17 protein-coding genes and 1 other RNA gene are annotated in these 19,854 nt (G+C 57.7%); 11 read left to right on the top strand and 7 right to left on the bottom strand.

Annotated features, from left to right (window positions below):
- Window positions 1–80 precede the first annotated feature (80 nt).
- The 7 genes from xrtA to QPL94_RS11980 form a co-directional block, all read right to left on the bottom strand.
- Window positions 81–1,598 carry an exosortase A gene (gene xrtA / locus QPL94_RS11950; RefSeq protein WP_285357573.1) on the bottom strand — a complete coding sequence of 506 codons (1,518 nt, stop codon included), beginning with the start codon at window positions 1,596–1,598 and terminating at the stop codon, window positions 81–83.
- Window positions 1,598–4,300 carry a tetratricopeptide repeat protein gene (locus tag QPL94_RS11955; RefSeq protein ID WP_285357574.1) on the bottom strand — a complete coding sequence of 901 codons (2,703 nt, stop codon included), beginning with the start codon at window positions 4,298–4,300 and terminating at the stop codon, window positions 1,598–1,600. The genes xrtA and QPL94_RS11955 overlap by 1 nt, the downstream gene beginning before the upstream one ends.
- A gap of 51 nt (window positions 4,301–4,351) precedes the next feature.
- A complete protein-coding gene (gene prsR / locus QPL94_RS11960; RefSeq protein ID WP_285357575.1) occupies window positions 4,352–5,725 on the bottom strand; it encodes a PEP-CTERM-box response regulator transcription factor in 1,374 nt (457 codons plus the stop codon).
- Between the two features lie 119 nt (window positions 5,726–5,844).
- Window positions 5,845–7,983 carry an XrtA/PEP-CTERM system histidine kinase PrsK gene (gene prsK, locus QPL94_RS11965; protein WP_285357577.1) on the bottom strand — a complete coding sequence of 713 codons (2,139 nt, stop codon included), beginning with the start codon at window positions 7,981–7,983 and terminating at the stop codon, window positions 5,845–5,847.
- A gap of 29 nt (window positions 7,984–8,012) precedes the next feature.
- Window positions 8,013–8,960 carry an SDR family oxidoreductase gene (locus tag QPL94_RS11970; RefSeq protein ID WP_285357578.1) on the bottom strand — a complete coding sequence of 316 codons (948 nt, stop codon included), beginning with the start codon at window positions 8,958–8,960 and terminating at the stop codon, window positions 8,013–8,015.
- Window positions 8,960–9,775, bottom strand: coding sequence for a lysophospholipid acyltransferase family protein (locus QPL94_RS11975; protein ID WP_285357579.1), 816 nt, complete (start codon window positions 9,773–9,775; stop codon window positions 8,960–8,962). The genes QPL94_RS11970 and QPL94_RS11975 overlap by 1 nt, the downstream gene beginning before the upstream one ends.
- Window positions 9,776–9,791: 16 nt before the next feature.
- Window positions 9,792–10,685, bottom strand: coding sequence for a D-hexose-6-phosphate mutarotase (locus QPL94_RS11980; protein WP_285357581.1), 894 nt, complete (start codon window positions 10,683–10,685; stop codon window positions 9,792–9,794).
- Between the two features lie 143 nt (window positions 10,686–10,828).
- Here QPL94_RS11980 and QPL94_RS11985 point away from each other — a divergent pair, with 143 nt between their 5' ends.
- The 11 genes from QPL94_RS11985 (at window position 10,829) to QPL94_RS12035 (ending at window position 19,844) form a co-directional block, all read left to right on the top strand.
- On the top strand, window positions 10,829–11,509 hold the full coding sequence (locus QPL94_RS11985) for a 2OG-Fe(II) oxygenase (protein ID WP_285357582.1): 681 nt from the start codon (window positions 10,829–10,831) through the stop codon (window positions 11,507–11,509).
- An 87-nt stretch (window positions 11,510–11,596) separates the two neighbouring features.
- Window positions 11,597–11,693: signal recognition particle sRNA small type (gene ffs, locus QPL94_RS11990), an RNA gene on the top strand.
- Window positions 11,694–11,802: 109 nt separating this feature from the next.
- Complete coding sequence (gene dnaX / locus QPL94_RS11995) at window positions 11,803–13,668, top strand: DNA polymerase III subunit gamma/tau (protein ID WP_285357924.1); 1,866 nt, start codon at window positions 11,803–11,805, stop codon at window positions 13,666–13,668.
- A 58-nt stretch (window positions 13,669–13,726) separates the two neighbouring features.
- A complete protein-coding gene (locus QPL94_RS12000) occupies window positions 13,727–14,050 on the top strand; it encodes a YbaB/EbfC family nucleoid-associated protein (protein ID WP_285357583.1) in 324 nt (107 codons plus the stop codon).
- A 12-nt stretch (window positions 14,051–14,062) separates the two neighbouring features.
- Window positions 14,063–14,665: a recombination mediator RecR gene (gene recR / locus QPL94_RS12005; protein WP_137434599.1), complete on the top strand. Its 603-nt coding sequence runs from the start codon at window positions 14,063–14,065 to the stop codon at window positions 14,663–14,665.
- A gap of 19 nt (window positions 14,666–14,684) precedes the next feature.
- The gene (locus QPL94_RS12010) at window positions 14,685–15,833 is read left to right on the top strand and encodes a ribonuclease D (RefSeq protein ID WP_285357586.1); all 1,149 of its coding nucleotides are present in this window, start codon (window positions 14,685–14,687) and stop codon (window positions 15,831–15,833) included.
- Window positions 15,830–16,123 (top strand): YcgL domain-containing protein, encoded by a 294-nt coding sequence (locus tag QPL94_RS12015; protein WP_285357587.1) that lies wholly within the window; start codon window positions 15,830–15,832, stop codon window positions 16,121–16,123. Before QPL94_RS12010 ends, QPL94_RS12015 begins: the two co-directional genes overlap by 4 nt.
- Window positions 16,120–16,566, top strand: coding sequence for a YcgN family cysteine cluster protein (locus QPL94_RS12020; RefSeq protein ID WP_285357588.1), 447 nt, complete (start codon window positions 16,120–16,122; stop codon window positions 16,564–16,566). Before QPL94_RS12015 ends, QPL94_RS12020 begins: the two co-directional genes overlap by 4 nt.
- Entirely contained in the window at window positions 16,566–16,910 is a 345-nt protein-coding gene (locus QPL94_RS12025; RefSeq protein ID WP_285357589.1) for a hypothetical protein, read from the top strand. Before QPL94_RS12020 ends, QPL94_RS12025 begins: the two co-directional genes overlap by 1 nt.
- 35 nt (window positions 16,911–16,945) lie before the next feature.
- Window positions 16,946–18,910 (top strand): vWA domain-containing protein, encoded by a 1,965-nt coding sequence (locus QPL94_RS12030; RefSeq protein ID WP_285357590.1) that lies wholly within the window; start codon window positions 16,946–16,948, stop codon window positions 18,908–18,910.
- A 91-nt stretch (window positions 18,911–19,001) separates the two neighbouring features.
- On the top strand, window positions 19,002–19,844 hold the full coding sequence (locus QPL94_RS12035) for an AAA family ATPase (protein WP_285357591.1): 843 nt from the start codon (window positions 19,002–19,004) through the stop codon (window positions 19,842–19,844).
- Window positions 19,845–19,854: the final 10 nt, after the last annotated feature.

Consider the following 19,854-nt stretch of genomic DNA (forward strand, 5'->3'; position numbering starts at 1 on the left):
CTACAGAGATTGTAGTGGCCTTTAAAATAAAAACCCGGCGCTCATATGAACGCCGGGTTTTTTGTTGTGCCGGGTGAATATCAGCGTTGGACGTCCTCAAGAAATCGTTCGAACGTGGCTCTCTGGCTCGAACAGTCAGGTTTTTTCTCGCCTTCACTTACGCCTTCACACCGTCCGGCAAGTGCCCACAGGGCGCCGCGGGCGTCGCCCTGCAGTTTGTTGAGAGCGCCTTTGATCTTCACTTCAATCCTGGAGTTGGTCAACTCCTCGCCTATCTGATACCAGGACCATAGGATAACGTAGGAGCTATCGGTGTTCTTCTGTATGACCGTCTCGGTGAGGGTGTCAGGGCTTCCAGAACCGCTACTATTCAGTGTTCGGGACGTTTTGGAGACAAGCTTCCATTCCTTTTGGTCGAACAGCTGGTTTCGGTAGCCGATCAGTTCCTTGTTCTGCGCCTGACGGCGATACCCTGTGATTTGCAGTTGTACCTGCTTCAGGTCATCGGAAACATACGTTCCGCTGAGATCGATGTCCGGTTTTGCAAAATCGGGTTGCCATATATTTGCGTGTCTCAGGGGGCCGCTCCAGTCAGAGTCTGGCGTAGGCAGTCCCGGCGCCCATGAGCTGGCCATGCGCTCTGTTCTGGCATCAAGGGCGGCCGGCAGAAGCGGTGGCAACAGGAGGAGGAGTGACGCTGCCAGGGGCCATTTGATGGACGGGTACTTTGCGTGCGCCTGCCCGGTTTCGGGTTTGTGGTTGCTGGATGTGTTCTCGCTGTCAGAAGCGGGCTGTTCCAGTTTGCCTGAAATAAAGAATAGCGGCACCAGCGTCACAATGACGAAGATAACCCATCCGAAGAGCTCATGGTCCTCAATCAGTGAGGTTTCCATGTCGGTGTAGTGCCCTGCCGCTATGATTCCAAAGACTCGTATCCAGTTCGCCACCATGGACAATAAGCCGGCAATGACAATCAACAGGGCAATGCGGGTATTCGAACGGTAATAGAGCTGGCCATAGAAAGCAGCGAGAAAAAGCGCAACCATCAGGTACCGCACACCACTGCAACCGTTTTCAACCAGGAAGGTCCCGACATCCAGAATGATGTAAAACTCGTGGATGGTGGCTGGAATATCAAATGCCTGAAGCAGGATTGTGTTAAAGAAAACGGTGATGTGTTGGAGGAGGGGCGAGAAGTCGTCCCATATAGGTACCGCGAAAATCAGCAGCAGAATTGGCCCGCCTGCGGTGGTTACGAATCCCTTTCCCCATATAGACCAACCCCAGAACAGGATGATCATTGGCGCCAGCATCAAACGGAACACTCTGATGTCTGCCGCCTGGGAGAGGATCAGCGTGGCAGTGGCGCCAGCCAGTAAAAACAACCCCAGGGGGGAGCCGGTGACCTTCAGGTCGGCGAGGGTCTTTCTTCTCTGGTACAGAAGAAAGAAAACGCCACCCAGCACCAAAAACCCGTGGTTGTAGACGATTGAGTCATACCACAGGTGAACAAATGACTGCCATTCAGCCCATAGTCCAACCGTCAGCAGCGGAATTGATGCCAACCAGAGATAACGCATTGTTAAAGCTCGATCCATCAGCCCTGGTCACCAAATTTTTCCAGAATACGTTGCGCATCCGCATTCCTGCCCACAGCGCGGTAGGCCTCTGCGAGGTGAAGAGCGATTTCTTCTGAGTCGGGCTGAAGCTCGTGGGCCTTTTTAAGGATGGGCAGGCTTTCTTCAGATTTGCCGGCTTTCAGCATGATCCATCCATAAGTATCCACGATGGCCGCACTCTCTGGAGCAAGGTCGTAGGCTTTTTTGGCCATGGATACCGCCCGCTCATCCCCCGTTTCGTGATACAGCCAGGCGAGGTTGTTCAGTACAACGGTATTCTCGGGCATTGAGTCGAGTATTTTCTCGTAATTGGCTTTGGCTTTATCCTTTTCGCCCTCGGACTGCTGGAGCAGGGCGAGCCTCAGGCGTAGCTGCACGTTACCAGGGTAGCTATCAACGCCTGATTCGAGAAGTGAGAGAGCGTCGTCTTCCTTGCCAATGGCCTGCAGGACTGCAGCGTAGGCATTGATAATGCCGGCACTGGACTGTTTGTCCATTGCCAGTTGATAGAACTCGGCCGCCTGTTGGTATTCGCCCAGGCTTTCAAAATAGCGTGCCTCTATCAGGTAAGGCCTTGGAGAATCCGGATGCTGTTGTTTCGCTTCCTGGAGAATGCTTCGGGCTTCATCAGTGTCCTCCGCAATGAATGCCTGTTGAGCTGCCTGCAGGGAAATCTCTTCGTTCTCAGGAAAAAGCGCTCTGGCTCGGTTCAGAATCACTGTGGCCCGGTCAGCCTCTCCCGTTTCTCTGATTCTCGCCGCCATTGTGTTGTAGATGTTCGCGACAAGAGGTGCGGCCCGCGATGGCGTATTTTCCTCGTCACGCTCAAGTAACGAGGCGGTGAGATCGTCCGCTTCCTGGGTTTTACCCTCGCGTAATGCCAGTTCCAGAAGGATGAGGCGTGGGCCAGTTGCATCGGGGTTGTTTTCAAGCACTTCCCGCATGAAGCGTTCAGTTTCTTCCTGATCCAGAACCGCGGTGAGCCCTTGAAGAGCCTGTCGGCTGTCTGGCGCCAGTTCGACTGCTCTGCGGAATTGCTTCTGCGCCTCGTCGAGATTTTCCTGACTGAGCGCTAATCTGCCCAGGGCGATGATCGGGCCCAGCGCCTCAGGGTGTTTGTTGAGCGCTTGCGTGAAGTATTTGCGCGCTTCCTCCATGTTGTTTTCGCTTGCAGACAGGTTTCCACGAATCACCAGGGCGTCGACGTTGTCCGGCTCATCCTTGATCCACTGTGATGCTGTATTCACGGCTGCTGACATGTCCCCGGAGCTTGCCTGGGTCTGAATCAGAAGCGTTCTGGCCTGATCGAGGTCAGGCGCCTTGTTACGTACCTGAGTTATCAGGTCGATTGCTCGTGAATGTTCTCCCTTCCGATTCAGATAGGCGGCGTATCGTAACCGCAACTGGTGATTATCGGGGTTGAGTTCCAGGGCTTTTTCCATGAGCGCTTCGCCGGTCTCGGCATCGCCACTGGCAAGTGACGCTATTGCCACTAAAGCGAGCGTTTCCGGGTCTGAGTCTTTGTCTTCCAGGGTATCGAGTATGTCCTGTGCGCCCTGGGGGTTGCGCATTTGAAGGCGTGTGGCCGCCAATAATTTGCCCGCAACCTCCGAGTCGCCCATTTCTGCAACCGGGGCCAGCAGCTTTTCGGCCTCCTCAACACGGCCCTGCCTGAAACGCACAAGGCCCAGCATCAAGGCACTTTGCTCATGACTGGGGGCCTGCGCGAGAACTTCCTCCAGGTAACGCGCTGCTGTGTTGAGGTCGCCTTCTTCCATGGCTTCCTGGGCGGCCACCAGGTTACTTTTGATGGTGCCGGGAGCAGACTTGGCCAGTATCTCTTCATAGACAAAGGCTTCGGATTGCTTTCCCTGGGCTCTCAATACCCGGATAAGAGCAGAGATCGTGGTGTATTTGCGCTGGGTCATGACATCGTACTGGCCAATGTCCTCGAGCGCCCTGATGTAGCTGTCTTCCGCCTTCGACCACTCTTTTTCAGCGTGAGCCATCTGAGCTTTCCATAGCCAAAGTTCGGTATGCTCACCGTTGATCTCTTCTGCTTCCGCCACCAGCTCAAGCGCTTTTTCCTTTTCACCCTTGGCGAACGCAGTCTTTGACAGGCCAATTACCGATTCAACCGCACCTGGGTCGATCTCTCTGGCTTTTTCAAACGCGGCATTGGCCTCTTCGAGGCGATCTGATGCCAGATAGATTTCGCCCTCGAGTAACGCAGCCCTGGTTTCTACTGGCCGGTCGGGAGAGGTAATACCTTCCAGTTCAGCCAATGCCTGCCCATACTCGCCTTGCATGAGGCTTGCTTCGGCCAGGATGAGGCTGGCGCGGTTTTTGACCTCGGCACTGAGTTCCTCTTCAGGGATTTGCTCCATGACCCAGTCAAGCTGCCTTTCCGCATTGACCGCATCGCCGGCCTTCAGCAGGTTGTCGATGATCAGAAAATAGGGTTCAAGTTTCTCAGGCTGCAACTCGATCGCACTACGCGCCTCCAGCGTACTGGCCTTGAGCTCACCCTGGCGCTGGAAAAAGCGTGACTGGTCAAGGTGGCTGATATACTGGATTTCTTCCTGGCTCATTTCATTGCCGTTCTCTCCGCCGCAACCGGCGAGAGTCAGCGAGATGGCAACTGAAAGAAGGGTGGCACGTACTGCTAAAACTGGTTTCATGGCCCTGTTCCTTTCCTTTCTGGGTATTGTTATGGATTCCCTGCCTGCATTTCAGGCGCTTGGCGATTCAGCGGATGTCTCTATATGGTACTTGTCCGTCAGGTTGTAGAGTGTTGGCCGGGTTACGCCCAGCAGGCGCGAGGCCTGTGCCATATTGAAGCTGCAGGACTGCAGCGCCTGTAAAATTGCCGCACGCTCAGCGTTTTCACGCACCTGCCGCAGGTTGAGCTGGCTCTCGGGGCCTTCCTCGTCGCAGTTGAGCTGCAAATCGGCGGCGGTGACCCGTTTGCCATCCGCCATGATGGTGGCTCGTTTTACCTTGTTGATCATTTCCCTCACGTTGCCAGGCCAGGCGTAGCTCTTGATGCCCTTGATGGCATCTTCGGTAAAGGCGAGGTTGGGGCGGTCCATCTGTTTGCCCAGCGATTTCAACAACGATTGCGCGATGACCAGGGCGTCTCCTTCCCGCTCCCGGAGCGCCGGAACGTCCAGCGTAATCTCGCTGATACGGTAGTAAAGATCTTCGCGGAAAGTGCCCTGGGTAATGAGTTCATGAACGTCGCGGTGGGTGGCGCATACCACGCGCACGTCTACCGGAACCGGCTTCACCGAGCCCACCCGGTCTACTACCCGTTCCTGCAGGAAGCGCAGCAGCTTGGCCTGGAGGGCCATGGGCATGTCGCCGATTTCATCCAGAAACAGGGTGCCGCCGTTGGCGTTCTCGATCTTGCCTTTTTTGCTCTGGGTTGCGCCGGTGAAGGAGCCTTTCTCAAAGCCGAACAGTTCGCTTTCCAGAAGGTTCTCTGGAATGGCGGCGCAGTTGATTGCCGCAAAGGGATTGTCTGCCCGATGGCTCAGGTCATGGAGGGCGCGTGCGAGCAGTTCCTTGCCGGTACCGGTTTCGCCGGTAATCAGGGTGGTCACGTCGGTGGGGGCAACTTTTTCCAGGGTACGGCAGATGGAGAGCATTTGTGGGCTGGCAGCGACAATGCCCTTGATACTGGTGCCGTTACGCTGGCGTGAAAGCTCGCGGTTGTCACGCTCCAGTTCTGCTAACCGGAATGCGCGGTTGACCACAAAGGTAAGAATGTCGGCATCCAGGGGTTTCTGGTAGAAATCGCTGGCGCCCATGCCGATGGCCTTGACGGCGTTTTCCTTGTCCTCACGACCGGTCACCACGATGATCTTGGTCATGGGGGCCAGTCGCAGGACTTCTTCCAGCAACAGGAAGCCTTCGGACGCTCCGCCAGGATCGGGGGGCAGGCCCAGATCCAGGGTGATTACGTCTGGCTCAGTTCGTCGCAGGGCCGCTAGTGCAGACTCCCGGTCAGCGGCAACGGTCACTTCCAGGTCCGCGCTGAAACACCAGCGCATCTGGCTTTGCAGACCCGGATCGTCCTCTACGATTAAAAGTCGTCTACTCACAACGGCTACAAATCCTTTTTTGTATTGTGATGGTCTTGCGGTGAATCCTCTCACCCTGATTTTTAACCGAATATTGACGCTTTGCAATGATAGTGTTCGGTTGATTTCAATTGCGCCATTTATTTGGCATTTTGCTTTGGCGCTGTCTCGCCGGTAAACGTTTGTTCTGGCGCGATTTCGTCAGGCGCCTGTTCCTCAACAGGCCTGGCGAGAGGGAATCGGATTGAAAAACACGAGCCCAACCCGGGTTCGCTGGTGACGTCGATATTGCCCCCTACGTTACGCACATATTCCCGGGCCTGATAGGCACCAATGCCCATGCCGGTCAGCCCCTTGGTGCTCTCAAAGGGCTTGAATAGCTGGGCCTGGATGAAATCTTCGGTCATGCCGGCCCCGGTATCCTGAATAAACAGTACCACACTGCCGCTGGCAGTTTTCAGGGTCAGGGTTATCTCACCGTCTGGTGGTGTGGCGTCCTGGGCATTCTGTATCAGGTGTCCGAGGATGCTACAGAGTTGGTCCCGGTCGGCATTGATATGGATTTTCCCGGGGTCGCCGGCAACCCGAGGTGCTGGCTGGCGACGGGAATAGTGCTCCGCAAGGTGGGTAACCACCTCGCGAAGCTCTACTTCTTCGGTCACCATCGTGTCGTCGGCCGGCTTACGGATATGGTCCACAAGGTTGGACATTTTGCGAACGGCGTGGTCGGTGGTGTTGATCATGTCGTCAATAAAGGCCGGATTTTCCCGGTGCCTGGGGGCATTCTTCACCAGTAAAGACAATTGTGCAATCAGCGTTTTCAGGTCATGCACCATAAAGGCGGACGCCTTGCTCACGGCCTCGAACTGCATGGCTCGTGAGAGTCGGTTCTGGGCATCTGCCTGGGCCAGCAGGTTACAGGTTTGCCGGGCCACAACCTTGATCAGGTCGAAGTTTTCCCAGTTCAGCTCCACCCGGGCGTAGGGATTGCCGATCATGGCAATGCCGTACAGGTCGTTGCTGAGGTACAGGGGAATAATCAGCCAACCGTCGGATATTTTCGAGATTGAATCGGGTATTTCCAGCAGGTTGTAGGCTACCGGATCCCTCTGGTATTCGTGCAGGTCAATAATCCACTCACGTTCTCCGAAAAACCGCACCAGTTCCGAGTTGGCGTCAATGGAGGTGTATTTCGGGGTTACCAGGTTTACAGCGGTTTTGAGCAGATAGTCCCCGTGGTCTTCCCGTATCCACAGGGCACCGGCGTTGCTTTCCACCAGGCCGGTGAGGATACGGATCACCCGTTCAGGCAGTGGCGGGTTTTCGCTGAGGTCGGCCATCTCCCGGGTCATTTTCAGCCATTCTTCCCGGTAATCGTACTTGTAGTCGAAGAAGTTCTGGCTGATGAATACCATCAGCCGGGATCTGACGCGCCGCGAGGTCAGTAAGGTGGCGAGAAACATCAGGGCAATGGTGAGGAACAGCACCTGGAGGGCCTCGCCCCAGTCGCCGCCCAGCGTTTTAACGTAGTAGCCACCCAGCGCCAGGAAGAGCAGGTAGGCACCGGCCAGCAGCAGGGTGCCGGCGTGGAATACGGCGGACCGGGAGAGCTGGAAATCCACCGGCTGTTTCCGGGTGTTGATAACGTTGACGGCAAACAGGGGGACCAGCGCGGCGTTGACCAGCCCCCGGGCATTCCAGAAGGAGTCCGCCACCTGGCCGAACAGCAGCGCGTCGGCATACATGAAAAAGTCGAAGGCGAACAGGGTGGCTACCGCGATGCAGACATACTTCATGCTCGAGCGGCCAAACGACAGCGAGTTGCGCCAGATCTGTTCAACCAGCGACAGACCCAGCAGGGAGAGGGCGATCTGGCCCACCACCTTGGTTTTACCGTCGAGAATGGTGAGTCCGAAGGTGTATTCCATAAGCCCGGAACCCAGGAGCAGGACTACCAGGGTTACTGTGGCCGTTGCCAGAATACGGCGCAGACGGCCCACCAGGTTGGCGCTGCGGAAGGAGTCCCGTAGCAGGGCGAAAAGCACCGTGATCCAGGCTGCGTCCCGCAACAGTTCCAGCATGTAGCGGATGAAAAATCCGGGTTCACCCCAGAGGCTCTGGGTAATCAGCGAGCCGGCCCAGATCATGGTCACCAGGGAAGCCAGCAGCAACGAGCGGTCGATATCCCGCCGAAGGTATCGTGTGGCAATAACCGCGGCAAGCAGCCCATAGGCTATGGCTGCCGTGGCATGACTGATCAGGCTGAAATCGTCCAACATGGCTCGCGTCCTGCGTTATGCGCCATTACTTACACCGGTTTTTTATTCTCGCGGTAAAACCGGAATATTTCTTTCAGCGGCCGCTTGGGGGTGAAATTGAACTCCCGGGCGAACGCTCTGCCGTCAATCACGACAGGATACTTGAAAAAGTGCATCAGATACGAAGGAAAACTTCGCAGGTTCAGGGTGCGGAGTATCAGTCTCGGCAATATGGGTGGAATGGACGGTATCGGGATTCGCTTGCAGCCGCAAAGTTTCAGAGCGTGCTGATAGGCCACCCAGTCTTCCGGCGCCACATTGAATATGCCTCGCTGGGGCTTGTTGTAGGCCAGCACAATGGCATCGGCCATATCGTCGATATGGATAAACTGCATCATCGGTGAAAAGCCGGCCAGTACGGGCGCCCGTTCCATGCCCAGCAGGGTGCTGATGGAGTTGCGTACACCGGGGCCGACGATGTTGCAGGGCCGAAGAATGGTGATGTTCAGGTCCGGGTAGCGCCAGAGGTAGATGTTGGCAAGGTTTTCCAGTTCTACGGAATCGATCAGGTCTGCACTCAGGCCGGCGCTTTTCAGTGGCGCCTCTTCGTCTATCAGTGCCGGGTTGTAGGCCACCGCGCCGTAGACATGAAACGTGGATAAAACCACCATGCGCTTGATGTTGTATTTGTGGCTGAGGTCCAGCAGCTTCTGGGTGCCCAGTACATTGGCATTATAGCGGCGCATACGGGTGAGCTGGCTGGACATGATGCGGCCAAGGTGGATGATGCCGTCGAACTTGTAGCGCCGGAACAGATCCTCGAACGAGCGCTTGTTGAAGTCGATGCAGTAGCTGGGAATGTCGTCGCCCAGGTAGACCTGCTCACGGAAATCCACCGCGACCAGGTTGCAGGTTTCCCGCAGGCGGTCGATCACCTGTTGCGCCAGGGCGCCAGCGGCACCGGTAACAAGAATGTGTGGTCTGCGTTGTTCGTCCATCAGAACAGCCTTTTCCTTTCGCTCAGCCCGGTATCAATCAGCTCGCTGATTGCCGCTTTTACCTGTTCCACCCGCTCGGTAACCTGTTCTTCCGGGATCTCCAGGTCGTCAAACATCATCGGGTCGCCAAAATTGAGGTGCACCTTGGCAGGTAACACCACGGGCATGGCAAGGGGCGCATAGGGGATGCCCAGTAGCCGTGCCAGGGGCTTGATGTCAGCGATGGCTGGGATGGTTTCCTCACAGCCCACCACGCCAACCGGCACAATGGGAGCCTTGTATTTCATTGCCAGATGCATGAAGCCGTTACCGAACCGTTTGAGCTGATAGCGGTCCTGATACAGTTTACCGGAGCCGCGAACGCCCTCCGGGAACACAATCACCGCCTCGCCATTGGCCAGCATCTTGGCGCAGTTGGTGGGGTCGCCCAGTACCGCACCAAACTCGTTCAGCAGGTTGCCAAGGTACGGCACGGTGGGGAAAAAGCGCTCGATCATTGCCCGGGGAATGCGGGGATTTTTCTCGCGGGAGGCGAGGGCGTAACCAATCAGCAGCCCGTCAATCGGCAACTGGCCGCTGTGGTTCGGCACGATCAGAACGGGGCCTTCGGCCGGTATTTTTTCAACGCCTGTGGCTTCCACCCGGAAATATTTCTCATAGATCTGGCGGGTGAGGGAGAAGCCGACCTTCATCACCTCGTTGTTATAGCCCCAGGGATCATATCCGAGCGAGCCAATGGGCTTGCGGATACGATTGATGTGGCTGTCCAGCTCCGCCGGTATCAGCCTGGATTTCAGAAACGATGCTAGACCCATGTGGGCTCCCTGTTTTTTAAACCCGACCAATCATAACGCCAAGGGTATGGCTTTGGCCTTCATTAAGAACGCGATAATCACTGAGAGCATTGGCACTTTCGACGCAGAGCATGGACTGCCAGGCATCATCCGGAAAATCCGATAGCCTTGCGGCCTTTTCCGGGCCGGGGTTCCACACCACGGTGGAGTCGCTGCCGATGGCGGTCAGTTTCCGGCTTCCCGCCGGGGTAGAGACGATCAATGGCGCGCCGCTTTCATAGATGCGGTCGGTTTCACCCTCAAACTGCACGGGGCCCTGCTGGGTGTGGTAGCTCCAGTCCTTCAGGGAATCAACGTACCCGCAGTTCTCCAGTCCCTCGATCCAGGTCTGCCCGATATCCGCAGTCGGCAGGTAAGTGTGAAGCGCCTGGCTGAAGGCGAGAGGTTCTGCGCCGGGGTTGGTGGTGCTCAGCACAATCTGGCATCCATCGGCCGAGAAGTTGAATGTCATCAACAAAAGCGCACGCCCCTGCCACGCATCGGCAAAATCGGTGTTGGCATCCAGGGACAGGCTGATTTCCACTTCCTGAGCCGTTTCGCGTACATCTTCGAGTTTCCACACGGCGGTGCGGGCAAAGCCATGGGAGGCGTCAGTCAGTATCCGCCGCCGTACTTCCGGTGGATTCCTGTCAGGGACACCGAACCATGGCCAGCACACGGGGATTCCGCCACGAATGGCCCGGCCCGGTTCATAGCGGGCCGTGTCACTGAGCCAGAGCCAGTCCGCTTCATCACGGGGCGCAAATCGGGTGAGTTGGGCGCCCTGCAGAAACAGGCGGGCGCGGAACTGGGGGTGGTGCACTTCAATGGCTTCCAGCTGCCCGACGGTTGCCCAGCGGGTGAATGACCAGTGCCCGGGTTTTAGTGTCACTTGGTGCCTCGTTACTGCTTTTCATCGTGACTTCACGATGGCGTTTGAGTGTTACGGCATTTCCTTACGGTCAGGGTAAATTAAAACTGTCTTTACGGCGAGAAACCGGCCTAAAATCGACGGTCCCGGCCGGAGTCTGTTCAATGAGTAACCAGTTTGTCACGCCCATTCTTTCACACAGTGAGCCAGCCCCGGTCGTCAGCGACCTGTGGCTTGATGAGCTTGCCGATGGCCTGACCGAACACGGCTGGATGAGCCAGAATGTGTCGTTCCGTCTGGGGGCGGATCTATTGGGTGGTCTACACAGTGAGGTTCAGATACTGGACCGTACAGAGGCCTTGCGCAAGGCTGGGGTGGGCCGTGGCTCCGATCTGCTTCGGGACCGGTCCGTGCGTCGTGACAAGATTGCCTGGCTCCAGGGCGTAACCCCGGTACAGGCGGATCTGTTTGCCTTTTTCGAGTCTGTTCGGGTCGGGCTGAACCAACGGCTGTTCCTGGGCCTCAAACGATTCGAGGCCCATTACGCCACCTACCACGAGGGCGATTTCTACCGCCGCCATGTGGACAGTTTTCAGGGCAGGGCGTCGCGGGTTGTGAGCCTGGTGCTGTACCTGAACGAAGGCTGGGAGCAAGCTGACGGCGGTGCGTTGCAGATCTACAATCGCGAGAACAACGATGAAGTCTGTGGCACGGTGGTACCCTGGGATGGGCATATGGCCCTGTTCATGAGCGAGGAAGTTCCTCACGAGGTGCTGCCGGCCAATCGTACCCGGTACAGCATTGCCTGCTGGTTTCGTTGTGACGAAGTGCCGTTGCCGTTGTAGTGTCATTATCATTGTAGTGCCGGAACCCTTTTGCTAATATGCGCGCCGCTTTCGGGGATTTAGCCCTTAAGCCCGTTATGGTGGCTCCATTGGTGCCTCCGCAACGATAAACCGTGAACCCGGTCAGGCCCGGAAGGGAGCAGCCGAAGCGGTGGACTTGTGTGCCGGAGTGTCGCTGGTGGAGTCACCCCCAGATTCCCCCTTTTATCCCGTCTTGATCGTCCGTTATCGACTTCTTCTGACACCATGACCGTGCTATGGTTAAACCCATTTTTAACGGCAGTTGGCAGAACATGAGCTACCAGGTACTTGCCCGTAAGTGGCGCCCCCGTACATTTGAAGATATGGTCGGCCAGGAGCATGTGCTCCAGGCACTGATTCACGCCCTGGATAACCAGCGGCTGCACCACGCCTATCTGTTTACCGGTACTCGCGGGGTGGGCAAGACCACCATCGGTCGCCTGCTGGCCCGCTGCCTGAACTGCGAAACTGGCGTTACCGCCACCCCCTGTGGCACCTGTTCCAGTTGCCAGGAAATCCAGGAAGGCCGTTTTGTCGATCTGATTGAAATCGACGCTGCCTCCCGTACCGGTGTGGATGACATGCGGGAGCTGACGGATAACGTGCAGTATTCGCCGTCCCGTGGCCGTTTCAAGGTGTACCTCATTGACGAGGTGCACATGCTGACCAACCAGTCCTTTAACGCCTTTCTGAAAACCCTGGAAGAGCCCCCGGAGCACGTCAAGTTCCTGCTGGCCACCACAGACCCCCAGAAGCTGCCCGTCACCGTTCTGTCCCGCTGTCTGCAGTTCAACCTTAAACGGATGACGCCGGAGCATATTGCCGGGCACTTGCGCCATGTGCTGACGCAGGAGGGTATCCCTTTTGAAGAGCCCGCCCTGTGGCTGCTGGCCCGTGCCGCCGATGGCAGCATGCGCGATGCCCTGAGCCTGACGGACCAGGCCATTGCGTTCGGTAACCAGAAGCTCAGTGGCAGTGATGTCAGCAACATGCTTGGTACTATTGACCAGAGAGACATCGAGAAGCTGGTCAACGCACTGGTGGAAAACGACGGGCCGGCGCTGCTCTCCGAAATCAGCCGCATTTCCGATTTCGCACCGGATTACAGCGTGATACTGGCGGACCTGCTCTCCCTGTTCCACCGCGTGACCATGGAGCAGGTGGTGCCGGGCAGTGTCGACAACGCCCTTGGGGATGCAGCCCAGGTGGAATCCCTGGCGCGCCGGCTGAGTGCGGAAGACGCGCAGCTGTTTTACCAGGCTGCCCTGATGGGCCGTAAAGACCTGGCGGTAACGCCCGACGCCCGCATGGGCTTCGAGATGACGCTGCTGCGCATGCTGGCATTCCGGCCCGGTGCCGATCGCCGGGAGCCGCCCGCGATTGCATCCGGTGGTTCGTCGTCCGGGCAGGAACAACGGGAAGACCCCGAACCTGGCCCTGCCGCGCCTGAGCCACAGCACTCAGAGGCACAGCACTCAGAGCCGCAGCGCTCAGAACCAGTCGTCGAACACGCTGCCCCTGAACAGGCTATGCCCGAAGAGGTCGGCCCCGAACCCGTCGCTGAGGAACCGGAGGCTGGCCCTCCGCCAGTGGAAGCCGATGATGCCTGGTTGGCAAGCCTTGATGTGGCTGCCGAGTCCGCAGCGTCTGAGTCACCCGGTGAAGAAGATTATGTCCCCGAGCCAGTAGCGGAGCCCGCTAGTGTTGAGGAGCCTCAGACTGACATTAGCGAGGATCTGCCGGCTACCGGAGAGTTCGCCTGGGAACAGCATTTTCGCAGTCTGGGCATTGTCGGCATGCCAGGCAACCTGGCCAGCAACGCCGCCATGAGCCGCAATGGCGATGAGATCGTACTGACCATTGACGAAGGCCACGCCCGCCTGCTGAACGCGCGCCATGAAGAAAAAATCCTCGAGGCATTGAGGAATCGGTTTGGTGACACCATAACCCTGCGTATAGAGCAGGGCGATGCCGGTGGCAAAACTCCGGCAGCCTGGGAAGAGCGCCAGCGCCGTGCTCGCCAGAAGGCGGCGGAAGAGGCTATTCGCAATGATCCGGCGGTGCAGTCTATTGTTGAACGATTTGAGGCGAGGGTAGTCGAAGACAGTATCCGGCCGCCGCAGCAGGCAAAAGGGTAACGAGTGCGGGCGTAGCGATGCGTCAGGCACTCTTGAGCCAAATCTGGAGAAGGTGAAGATGATGGAAAATATGGGCGATCTGATGAAAAAGGCCCAGCAGATGCAGGAAGAGATGAAAAAGGCCCAGGAAGAGGCTGCCAAGGCGGAGATTACCGGCGAGTCCGGAGCAGGCCTGGTGAAAGTGACCATGAACGGTCGTCACGATGTGCGAAAAGTGGACATTGATCCCTCGCTGCTGAGTGAAGACAAGGAGATCCTGGAGGATCTTCTGGCCGCGGCTATTAACGACGCCGTCCGCCGTGTCGAAGAAAACCAGAAAGAAAAAATGTCCGGCATGATGTCCGGTATGGGCATGCCCCCGGGCTTTAAAATGCCGTTCTGATGAGGATTGCTGATGGCTTTTAGTCCGTTGGTGGACGAGCTGGTGGAGTCGCTCCGCTGTCTGCCTGGTGTCGGTCAGAAAACAGCTCAGCGCATGGCGTTTCACCTGCTTGAACGCGGACGCTCCGGTGGCTCGCGGCTCTCCGACGCGTTGGAGCGGGCCATGACCGGCGTCCGCCGGTGTGAGAGCTGCCAGAACTTCGCCGACACTCCCACTTGCAATATCTGCGAAAACCCCGATCGCCGGAATGGCACCCTGTGCGTGGTGGAAAGCCCGTCGGACCTGCTGGCCATCGAGCAGGCGGGTGACTACCGTGGCAGTTATTTTGTGTTGATGGGGCATCTGTCGCCCATTGATGGCGTTGGCCCTGAGGAAATCGGCATCGAACGCCTGCTCAGGCGGATCTATGATGAAGGCGTAACGGAGCTGATCCTGGCCACCAATCCAACGGTGGAGGGTGAGGCTACGGCCCACTACATTGCCGACAGGCTGGATGGCAGCAACATTCTCATTACTCGCCTTGCCCATGGTATTCCGGTGGGTGGTGAGCTGGGCTACGTGGATGGCTTCACCCTGACTCACGCTTTTCGCGGCCGCAAACCCCTGACTGAATAAACCTGACCTGGCTTTTACTATGGACGCTACCAACCCGGCCGCACTCGTTCCCGCGGCTCCCGAGACTGTTTCCTGGATACGGGAGCCCGATGAACTGGACCGCTGGATTGCGGAAGGAAAAGGCGAGCCCCTGGCGCTGGATACCGAATTCGAGCGGGTGAATACCTTCTACCCGATTCCGGGCCTGGTTCAGCTGGGGCTGGGAGAAAGCTTCTGTCTGGTGGACCCTTCGGTAGCAGAGGCCTCCGGGGGATTCCGCCGTATTCTGACAGATCCGGACGTTCCCAAGCTGCTTTATGCCATGAGTGAAGACCTTGAGCTCTTCCGTCACTGGCTGCAACTGGAGCCGGAAGGGCTGGTTGATCTGCAGATTGGCGCGGCGCTGGCCGGCGCCGGGTTCTCCGTGGGTTACGCCCGGTTGGTGGAAACCCTGTTCGGGGAAACCCTTGATAAATCCGCTACCCGTTCCGACTGGGTTTCACGCCCGCTTTCGGAAGCCCAGGAGCGTTATGCGCTGGACGACGTGCGTTTTCTGGTGCCGATGTATCACTGGGTCATGGCGAAGTTGCGGGAACGCGGCCTTGAAGAGGCCCTTCAGGAAGAATCGACACGGTTCTCCAGGGAACTTGCGGCCCAGGATGACCCGGACCACCATTACCTCAAGCTGCGTGGTGGATGGACATTGAGCCGCCAGCAGCAGGGTGTGCTTCGGGATCTGGTACGTTGGCGCGAGCACGAATCACGGCACCGTGACCGACCCAGGGGCCGCGTGGTGGCTGATCCGTTGTTGATCGCCATTGCCCAGGAGCTGCCGAAATCGGTGCGGGAACTGTCCTCGATTCAGGGCGTTCCATCTGCGGTGGTTCGCCGCTATGGTGATAAGATCATCGAGCTGGTGGCGAATGCTGCCTCCGCTGACAATTCCGGCATAGAAACCATTACCCCGCCACTGAGCCGGGACCAGCAGATGTTTTACAAGCAGGTCAAACGCCAGATGGTCCAGGCAGCCGAAGCCCGGGATATTCCCGTGGAATTGCTGGCCCCGCGCAAGCGCCTCGAGGCGGTGGTAAGCCAGAGGGATTTGTCTGCCGGGCTGTTTGATGAAGGCTGGCGCCGGGAAACCCTGGCGCCGGTGCGGGAACAAATCGAGGAATTACTGACATCATGACCGGAAAAACCTTTGTATCGGTGTTTCGCAGCAGCAAAAAAATGGACACCTACCTCTATGTTCGCCGTGGCCAGGTCTGGGATGAATTGCCTGACAGCCTGCGGGAGATCTTTGGTAAGCCGGTCCATTCCATGGACCTGATCATGACACCGGAGCGAAAACTCGCGCGCACCTCTGGCAAGCAGGTACTGGATGCCATCGCGGACAAGGATTTCTTCCTGCAGATGCCGGAAGAGAGCAGCGGCTATGTGGTGGACTTCCGCCGCAAGCCGGAGCAGAGCCGGGAATGATTGCGGAGATTCCGTTCTGGCAGCGCAAGCGCCTGGACGAGATGACGCCTGCAGAATGGGAATCCCTGTGCGACGGTTGCGGCAAATGCTGCCTGGCCAAGCTGGAAGACGAAGACACCGGCGATGTTTACTATACGGAGCTCGCCTGTCGCTACATGGACCAGGACACCTGCCAGTGCACGGTGTATTCCGAACGTTTGCAGAAAGTGCCGGCCTGCACGGTTCTGACCCCGGAGTCACTGGGCGATTACCACTGGCTGCCATTTACCTGCGCGTATCGTACACTGGCCGAAGGCCGCCCGCTGGCGGACTGGCACCCGCTGCGTTCGGGCGACCCGCAAACGGTGCATGACGCCGGCATGTCGGTTCGCCACCGGGTTATGTCCGAGGCCGATGTGGCAGAGCAAGACTGGGAAGAACACATTATTCACTGGATCCTTTAATGATAGACGCAGAAACCAACCTCGCTTACGGAATTTTCTGGGCCCTGTACGCAGTCGCCTTTGTGGTTTTCTTCTACACGATGGGGCGACTGTTCCGCATTATTCCGGTTTACGCCATCCGCACGTTGCTTCAGGCAGCCCTGGTTGTCGTCTTCCTGACACCGGTGGAATCGGCCGAGGTCGCTAACTGGTGGATACCGGCGTGGCTGCACGGTGGTTACGAAACCATTCTGGGCGACGCCAGCGAAGCCGCGCGTGCCTTCCTGAATTTCGGCATCGCCTCCGCGGCCATGCTGCTGGTGTGGATACTTGACCTGGTGAGATACCGGCTGGTGAAACGCTGAAGCCGTCCTTTACTGACAACCCGCGTGGAGCCCTGATGCGAAGACTTCTGAATTGTCTGTTTGTCGCTTTTGTCAGCCTGCCTTTCGCGGTGTCTGCCCAACAGGCACCTGTCCAGACACCCCCGCTCGAACTGCCTGAGAATGCCGATATCCGCATTATCGTGGATATTTCCGGCTCCATGAAAGCCAACGATCCCGACAATCTGCGCCAGCCAGCGGTCCGGCTGCTGGCACGAATGCTGCCGGAAGGCTCGAGTGCAGGGGTGTGGACCTTCGGCCAGTACGTCAACATGCTGGTTCCCCATGACGAGGTTACCGATGGCTGGCGAGAACAGGCCATCGACCGCTCGGGGCAGATCAATTCCGTTGCCCTGCGAACCAATCTTGGCGAAGCCCTGCGCGTGGCCAGTGACCGTTACCTGTCAGGCAGTGATGACCTGGACAATACCGACTTTATCCTGCTGACCGATGGCAAGGTGGATATTGCCAGCGATGCTGACGCCAACGAAAAGGAGCGGAAGAACATTCTTGGCCCCCTGCTGGAAGCGCTGAACAGCCGTGGTGCCACCATCCACACCGTTGCACTGTCAGAGGAGGCGGATCTGGTGCTGCTTGAGTCGCTCGCGGCAGAAACCGGTGGCAGTTACTCCCTGGCACCCTCCGCGGACGCCCTGACCCGCGCGTTTCTGAAGGCGTTGAACACGGCGGTTCCTCAACAGCAGATTCCCATTGAGGGCGATAGCTTCAAGGTGGATGAAGGCGTTGAGGAGTTCACGGCACTGATTTTTCGCGCCGATGAAGAGCCCGCTGCCACTCGTGAGCTTGGACTGATCAGCCCGGACGGGACGGAAGCGACCTCTGAATCGGTGCCCGATGGCATGCGCTGGGTACGGGAAACCGAGTATGACCTGATCACCGTTACCGACCCGGCCGCAGGCCAGTGGCACATTGACGGTGAATTGGGTGAGGGCAGCCGGGTCACGGTTGTCAGTGACCTGCGAATGGTTGTCAGCCCGGTGCCGCCCACGTTCACAACGGATGAGCCGATAGCCGTGCGTGTGGCTTTCTTCGAAGACGACCAGAAAATCGATAATGCCGATTTTCTCGGGGTGATTGACGTTCATCTGACGCTGACCTCGGACGATGGCCGCAGTGGCACCAAGACGCTCTCCGGAGAGGAAGTCCCTGAAGACGGTGTTTACACCGACGATATCCCCCGGCTCCCCGATGAGGGCGAATACGAGCTGGATATCGTCGCCGACGGCCAGACGTTCTCGCGGCGGTTCAGTGCCGTGACCCGTTTTGTATTACCCGAGGGTGCAGAGGCAGCAGTTGCAGCCGAGCCTGTCGAGGCACTGCCTGAGCCAGAGCCAACACCGGAACCGGAGCCAGCACCGGAACCAGAGCCTGAGCCAGCGCCGGAACCAGAGCCAGCAGTGGCAGAGCAACCCGTTGCCGATAACGGGCCAATCGATATCACCCAGGTAGAAGAAGCTGATCCGGAACCATCCGCAGAGCCTGAAGAACCCGCCGGACTGCCTTTCTGGATAATCGCGACGGCTGGCGGCCTGGGCGTATTGGTGATCGCCGGTGCGGTGTTCCTGGTCATGCGCCGGAAAAAGGCTGAATCCGGGGAAGAGCCTCCCGTGATAGTCCCGGATGAGCCGGCTGAAACCGAACCGGAGAGTAACGACGATATACCTCTGGCTGTTGCTGAACCGGAGCCGGAACCAGAGCCCGAGCCCGAGCCCGAGCCTGAAGAGGAAGTGCCCGAGGAAGAGATCCCTGTCGCTGATGCCACAGTGGACGAACCTGAACCGGAGACGGAGAGCGAGTCTGAACCAGAGCCCGGGCAGGAAGACGACGCCCTTCCGGAAGAAGAGGACGACGAGTTTGGGCTTGAGGATTTTGACCTGTCCGAATTTGACGATCTGCCGGATACTGATGAGGAAAAGGGGCTGCTCGACGATGACGATGAGCCTGACAAGGGGAAAAAGTAACTGACCCTTATCAGAAGGGCTTCGGTTCTTTATACTTGAGCGCTCATTTCAAACAGCCGTTTAATCGTTAATTGAACAGGATACTGACAGCATGAAGTTTACCGGTACCGAGAAATACGTAGCCACTGACGACCTGCAAATGGCGGTCAATGCAGCCATCACGCTGCAACGGCCGTTACTGATCAAGGGTGAACCCGGCACTGGTAAAACCCTGCTGGCGGAAGAGATGGCCGCTGCCCTTGGTATGCGCCTGATTCCCTGGCACATCAAGTCCACTACCAAGGCCCAGCAGGGCCTGTACGAGTATGATGCGGTCTCCCGCCTGCGGGATTCCCAGCTCGGGGACGAGAAGGTCAAGGACATCGGCAACTACATCGTCAAGGGTAAGCTGTGGGAAGCCTTCGAGTCTGAGGAACAGGTGGTGCTGCTGATTGACGAGATCGACAAGGCGGACATCGAGTTCCCGAATGATCTTTTGCTGGAACTCGACCGCATGGAGTTCTTCGTCTACGAGACGCAAAAGCTTGTGCGCGCGAAACACCGTCCAATCATCGTGATCACCAGCAACAACGAAAAAGAGCTACCGGATGCCTTCCTGCGCCGCTGTTTCTTCCACTACATCAGCTTCCCGAACCACGACACCATGCAGAGCATTGTGGATGTGCATTTCCCGGCCCTGCAGCAACAGGTGGTACGGGATGCGCTGGAAGTGTTCTTTGATGTGCGCAAGGTGCCGGGGCTGAAGAAAAAACCGTCTACGTCCGAACTGATCGACTGGCTGAAACTGCTGATGGCGGACGAGTTGTCTGCCAAAATGTTGCAGGAAAAGGACACCAGCTCCGCCTTGCCACCGCTTTATGGCGCCCTGGTGAAGAACGAGCAGGATGTCCACCTGTTGCAGAAATTGGCCTTCATGGCCCGTCGTCGCAGCTGAAATCCGGCAA

The organism is Marinobacter sp. SS13-12 (assembly GCF_030227115.1).
Lineage (GTDB): Bacteria > Pseudomonadota > Gammaproteobacteria > Pseudomonadales > Oleiphilaceae > Marinobacter.

Bases quoted from the DNA above. Each gene is read 5' to 3' on its own strand.
- xrtA (WP_285357573.1), bottom strand. From the start codon at position 1,598: ATGGATCGAGCTTTAACAATGCGTTATCTCTGGTTGGCATCAATTCCG.
- QPL94_RS11955 (WP_285357574.1), bottom strand. From the start codon at position 4,300: ATGAAACCAGTTTTAGCAGTACGTGCCACCCTTCTTTCAGTTGCCATC.
- prsK (WP_285357577.1), bottom strand. From the start codon at position 7,983: ATGTTGGACGATTTCAGCCTGATCAGTCATGCCACGGCAGCCATAGCC.
- QPL94_RS11970 (WP_285357578.1), bottom strand. From the start codon at position 8,960: ATGGACGAACAACGCAGACCACACATTCTTGTTACCGGTGCCGCTGGC.
- QPL94_RS11975 (WP_285357579.1), bottom strand. From the start codon at position 9,775: ATGGGTCTAGCATCGTTTCTGAAATCCAGGCTGATACCGGCGGAGCTG.
- QPL94_RS11985 (WP_285357582.1), top strand. From the start codon at position 10,829: ATGAGTAACCAGTTTGTCACGCCCATTCTTTCACACAGTGAGCCAGCC.
- dnaX (WP_285357924.1), top strand. From the start codon at position 11,803: ATGAGCTACCAGGTACTTGCCCGTAAGTGGCGCCCCCGTACATTTGAA.
- QPL94_RS12000 (WP_285357583.1), top strand. From the start codon at position 13,727: ATGATGGAAAATATGGGCGATCTGATGAAAAAGGCCCAGCAGATGCAG.
- recR (WP_137434599.1), top strand. From the start codon at position 14,063: ATGGCTTTTAGTCCGTTGGTGGACGAGCTGGTGGAGTCGCTCCGCTGT.
- QPL94_RS12010 (WP_285357586.1), top strand. From the start codon at position 14,685: ATGGACGCTACCAACCCGGCCGCACTCGTTCCCGCGGCTCCCGAGACT.
- QPL94_RS12015 (WP_285357587.1), top strand. From the start codon at position 15,830: ATGACCGGAAAAACCTTTGTATCGGTGTTTCGCAGCAGCAAAAAAATG.
- QPL94_RS12020 (WP_285357588.1), top strand. From the start codon at position 16,120: ATGATTGCGGAGATTCCGTTCTGGCAGCGCAAGCGCCTGGACGAGATG.
- QPL94_RS12025 (WP_285357589.1), top strand. From the start codon at position 16,566: ATGATAGACGCAGAAACCAACCTCGCTTACGGAATTTTCTGGGCCCTG.
- QPL94_RS12030 (WP_285357590.1), top strand. From the start codon at position 16,946: ATGCGAAGACTTCTGAATTGTCTGTTTGTCGCTTTTGTCAGCCTGCCT.
- QPL94_RS12035 (WP_285357591.1), top strand. From the start codon at position 19,002: ATGAAGTTTACCGGTACCGAGAAATACGTAGCCACTGACGACCTGCAA.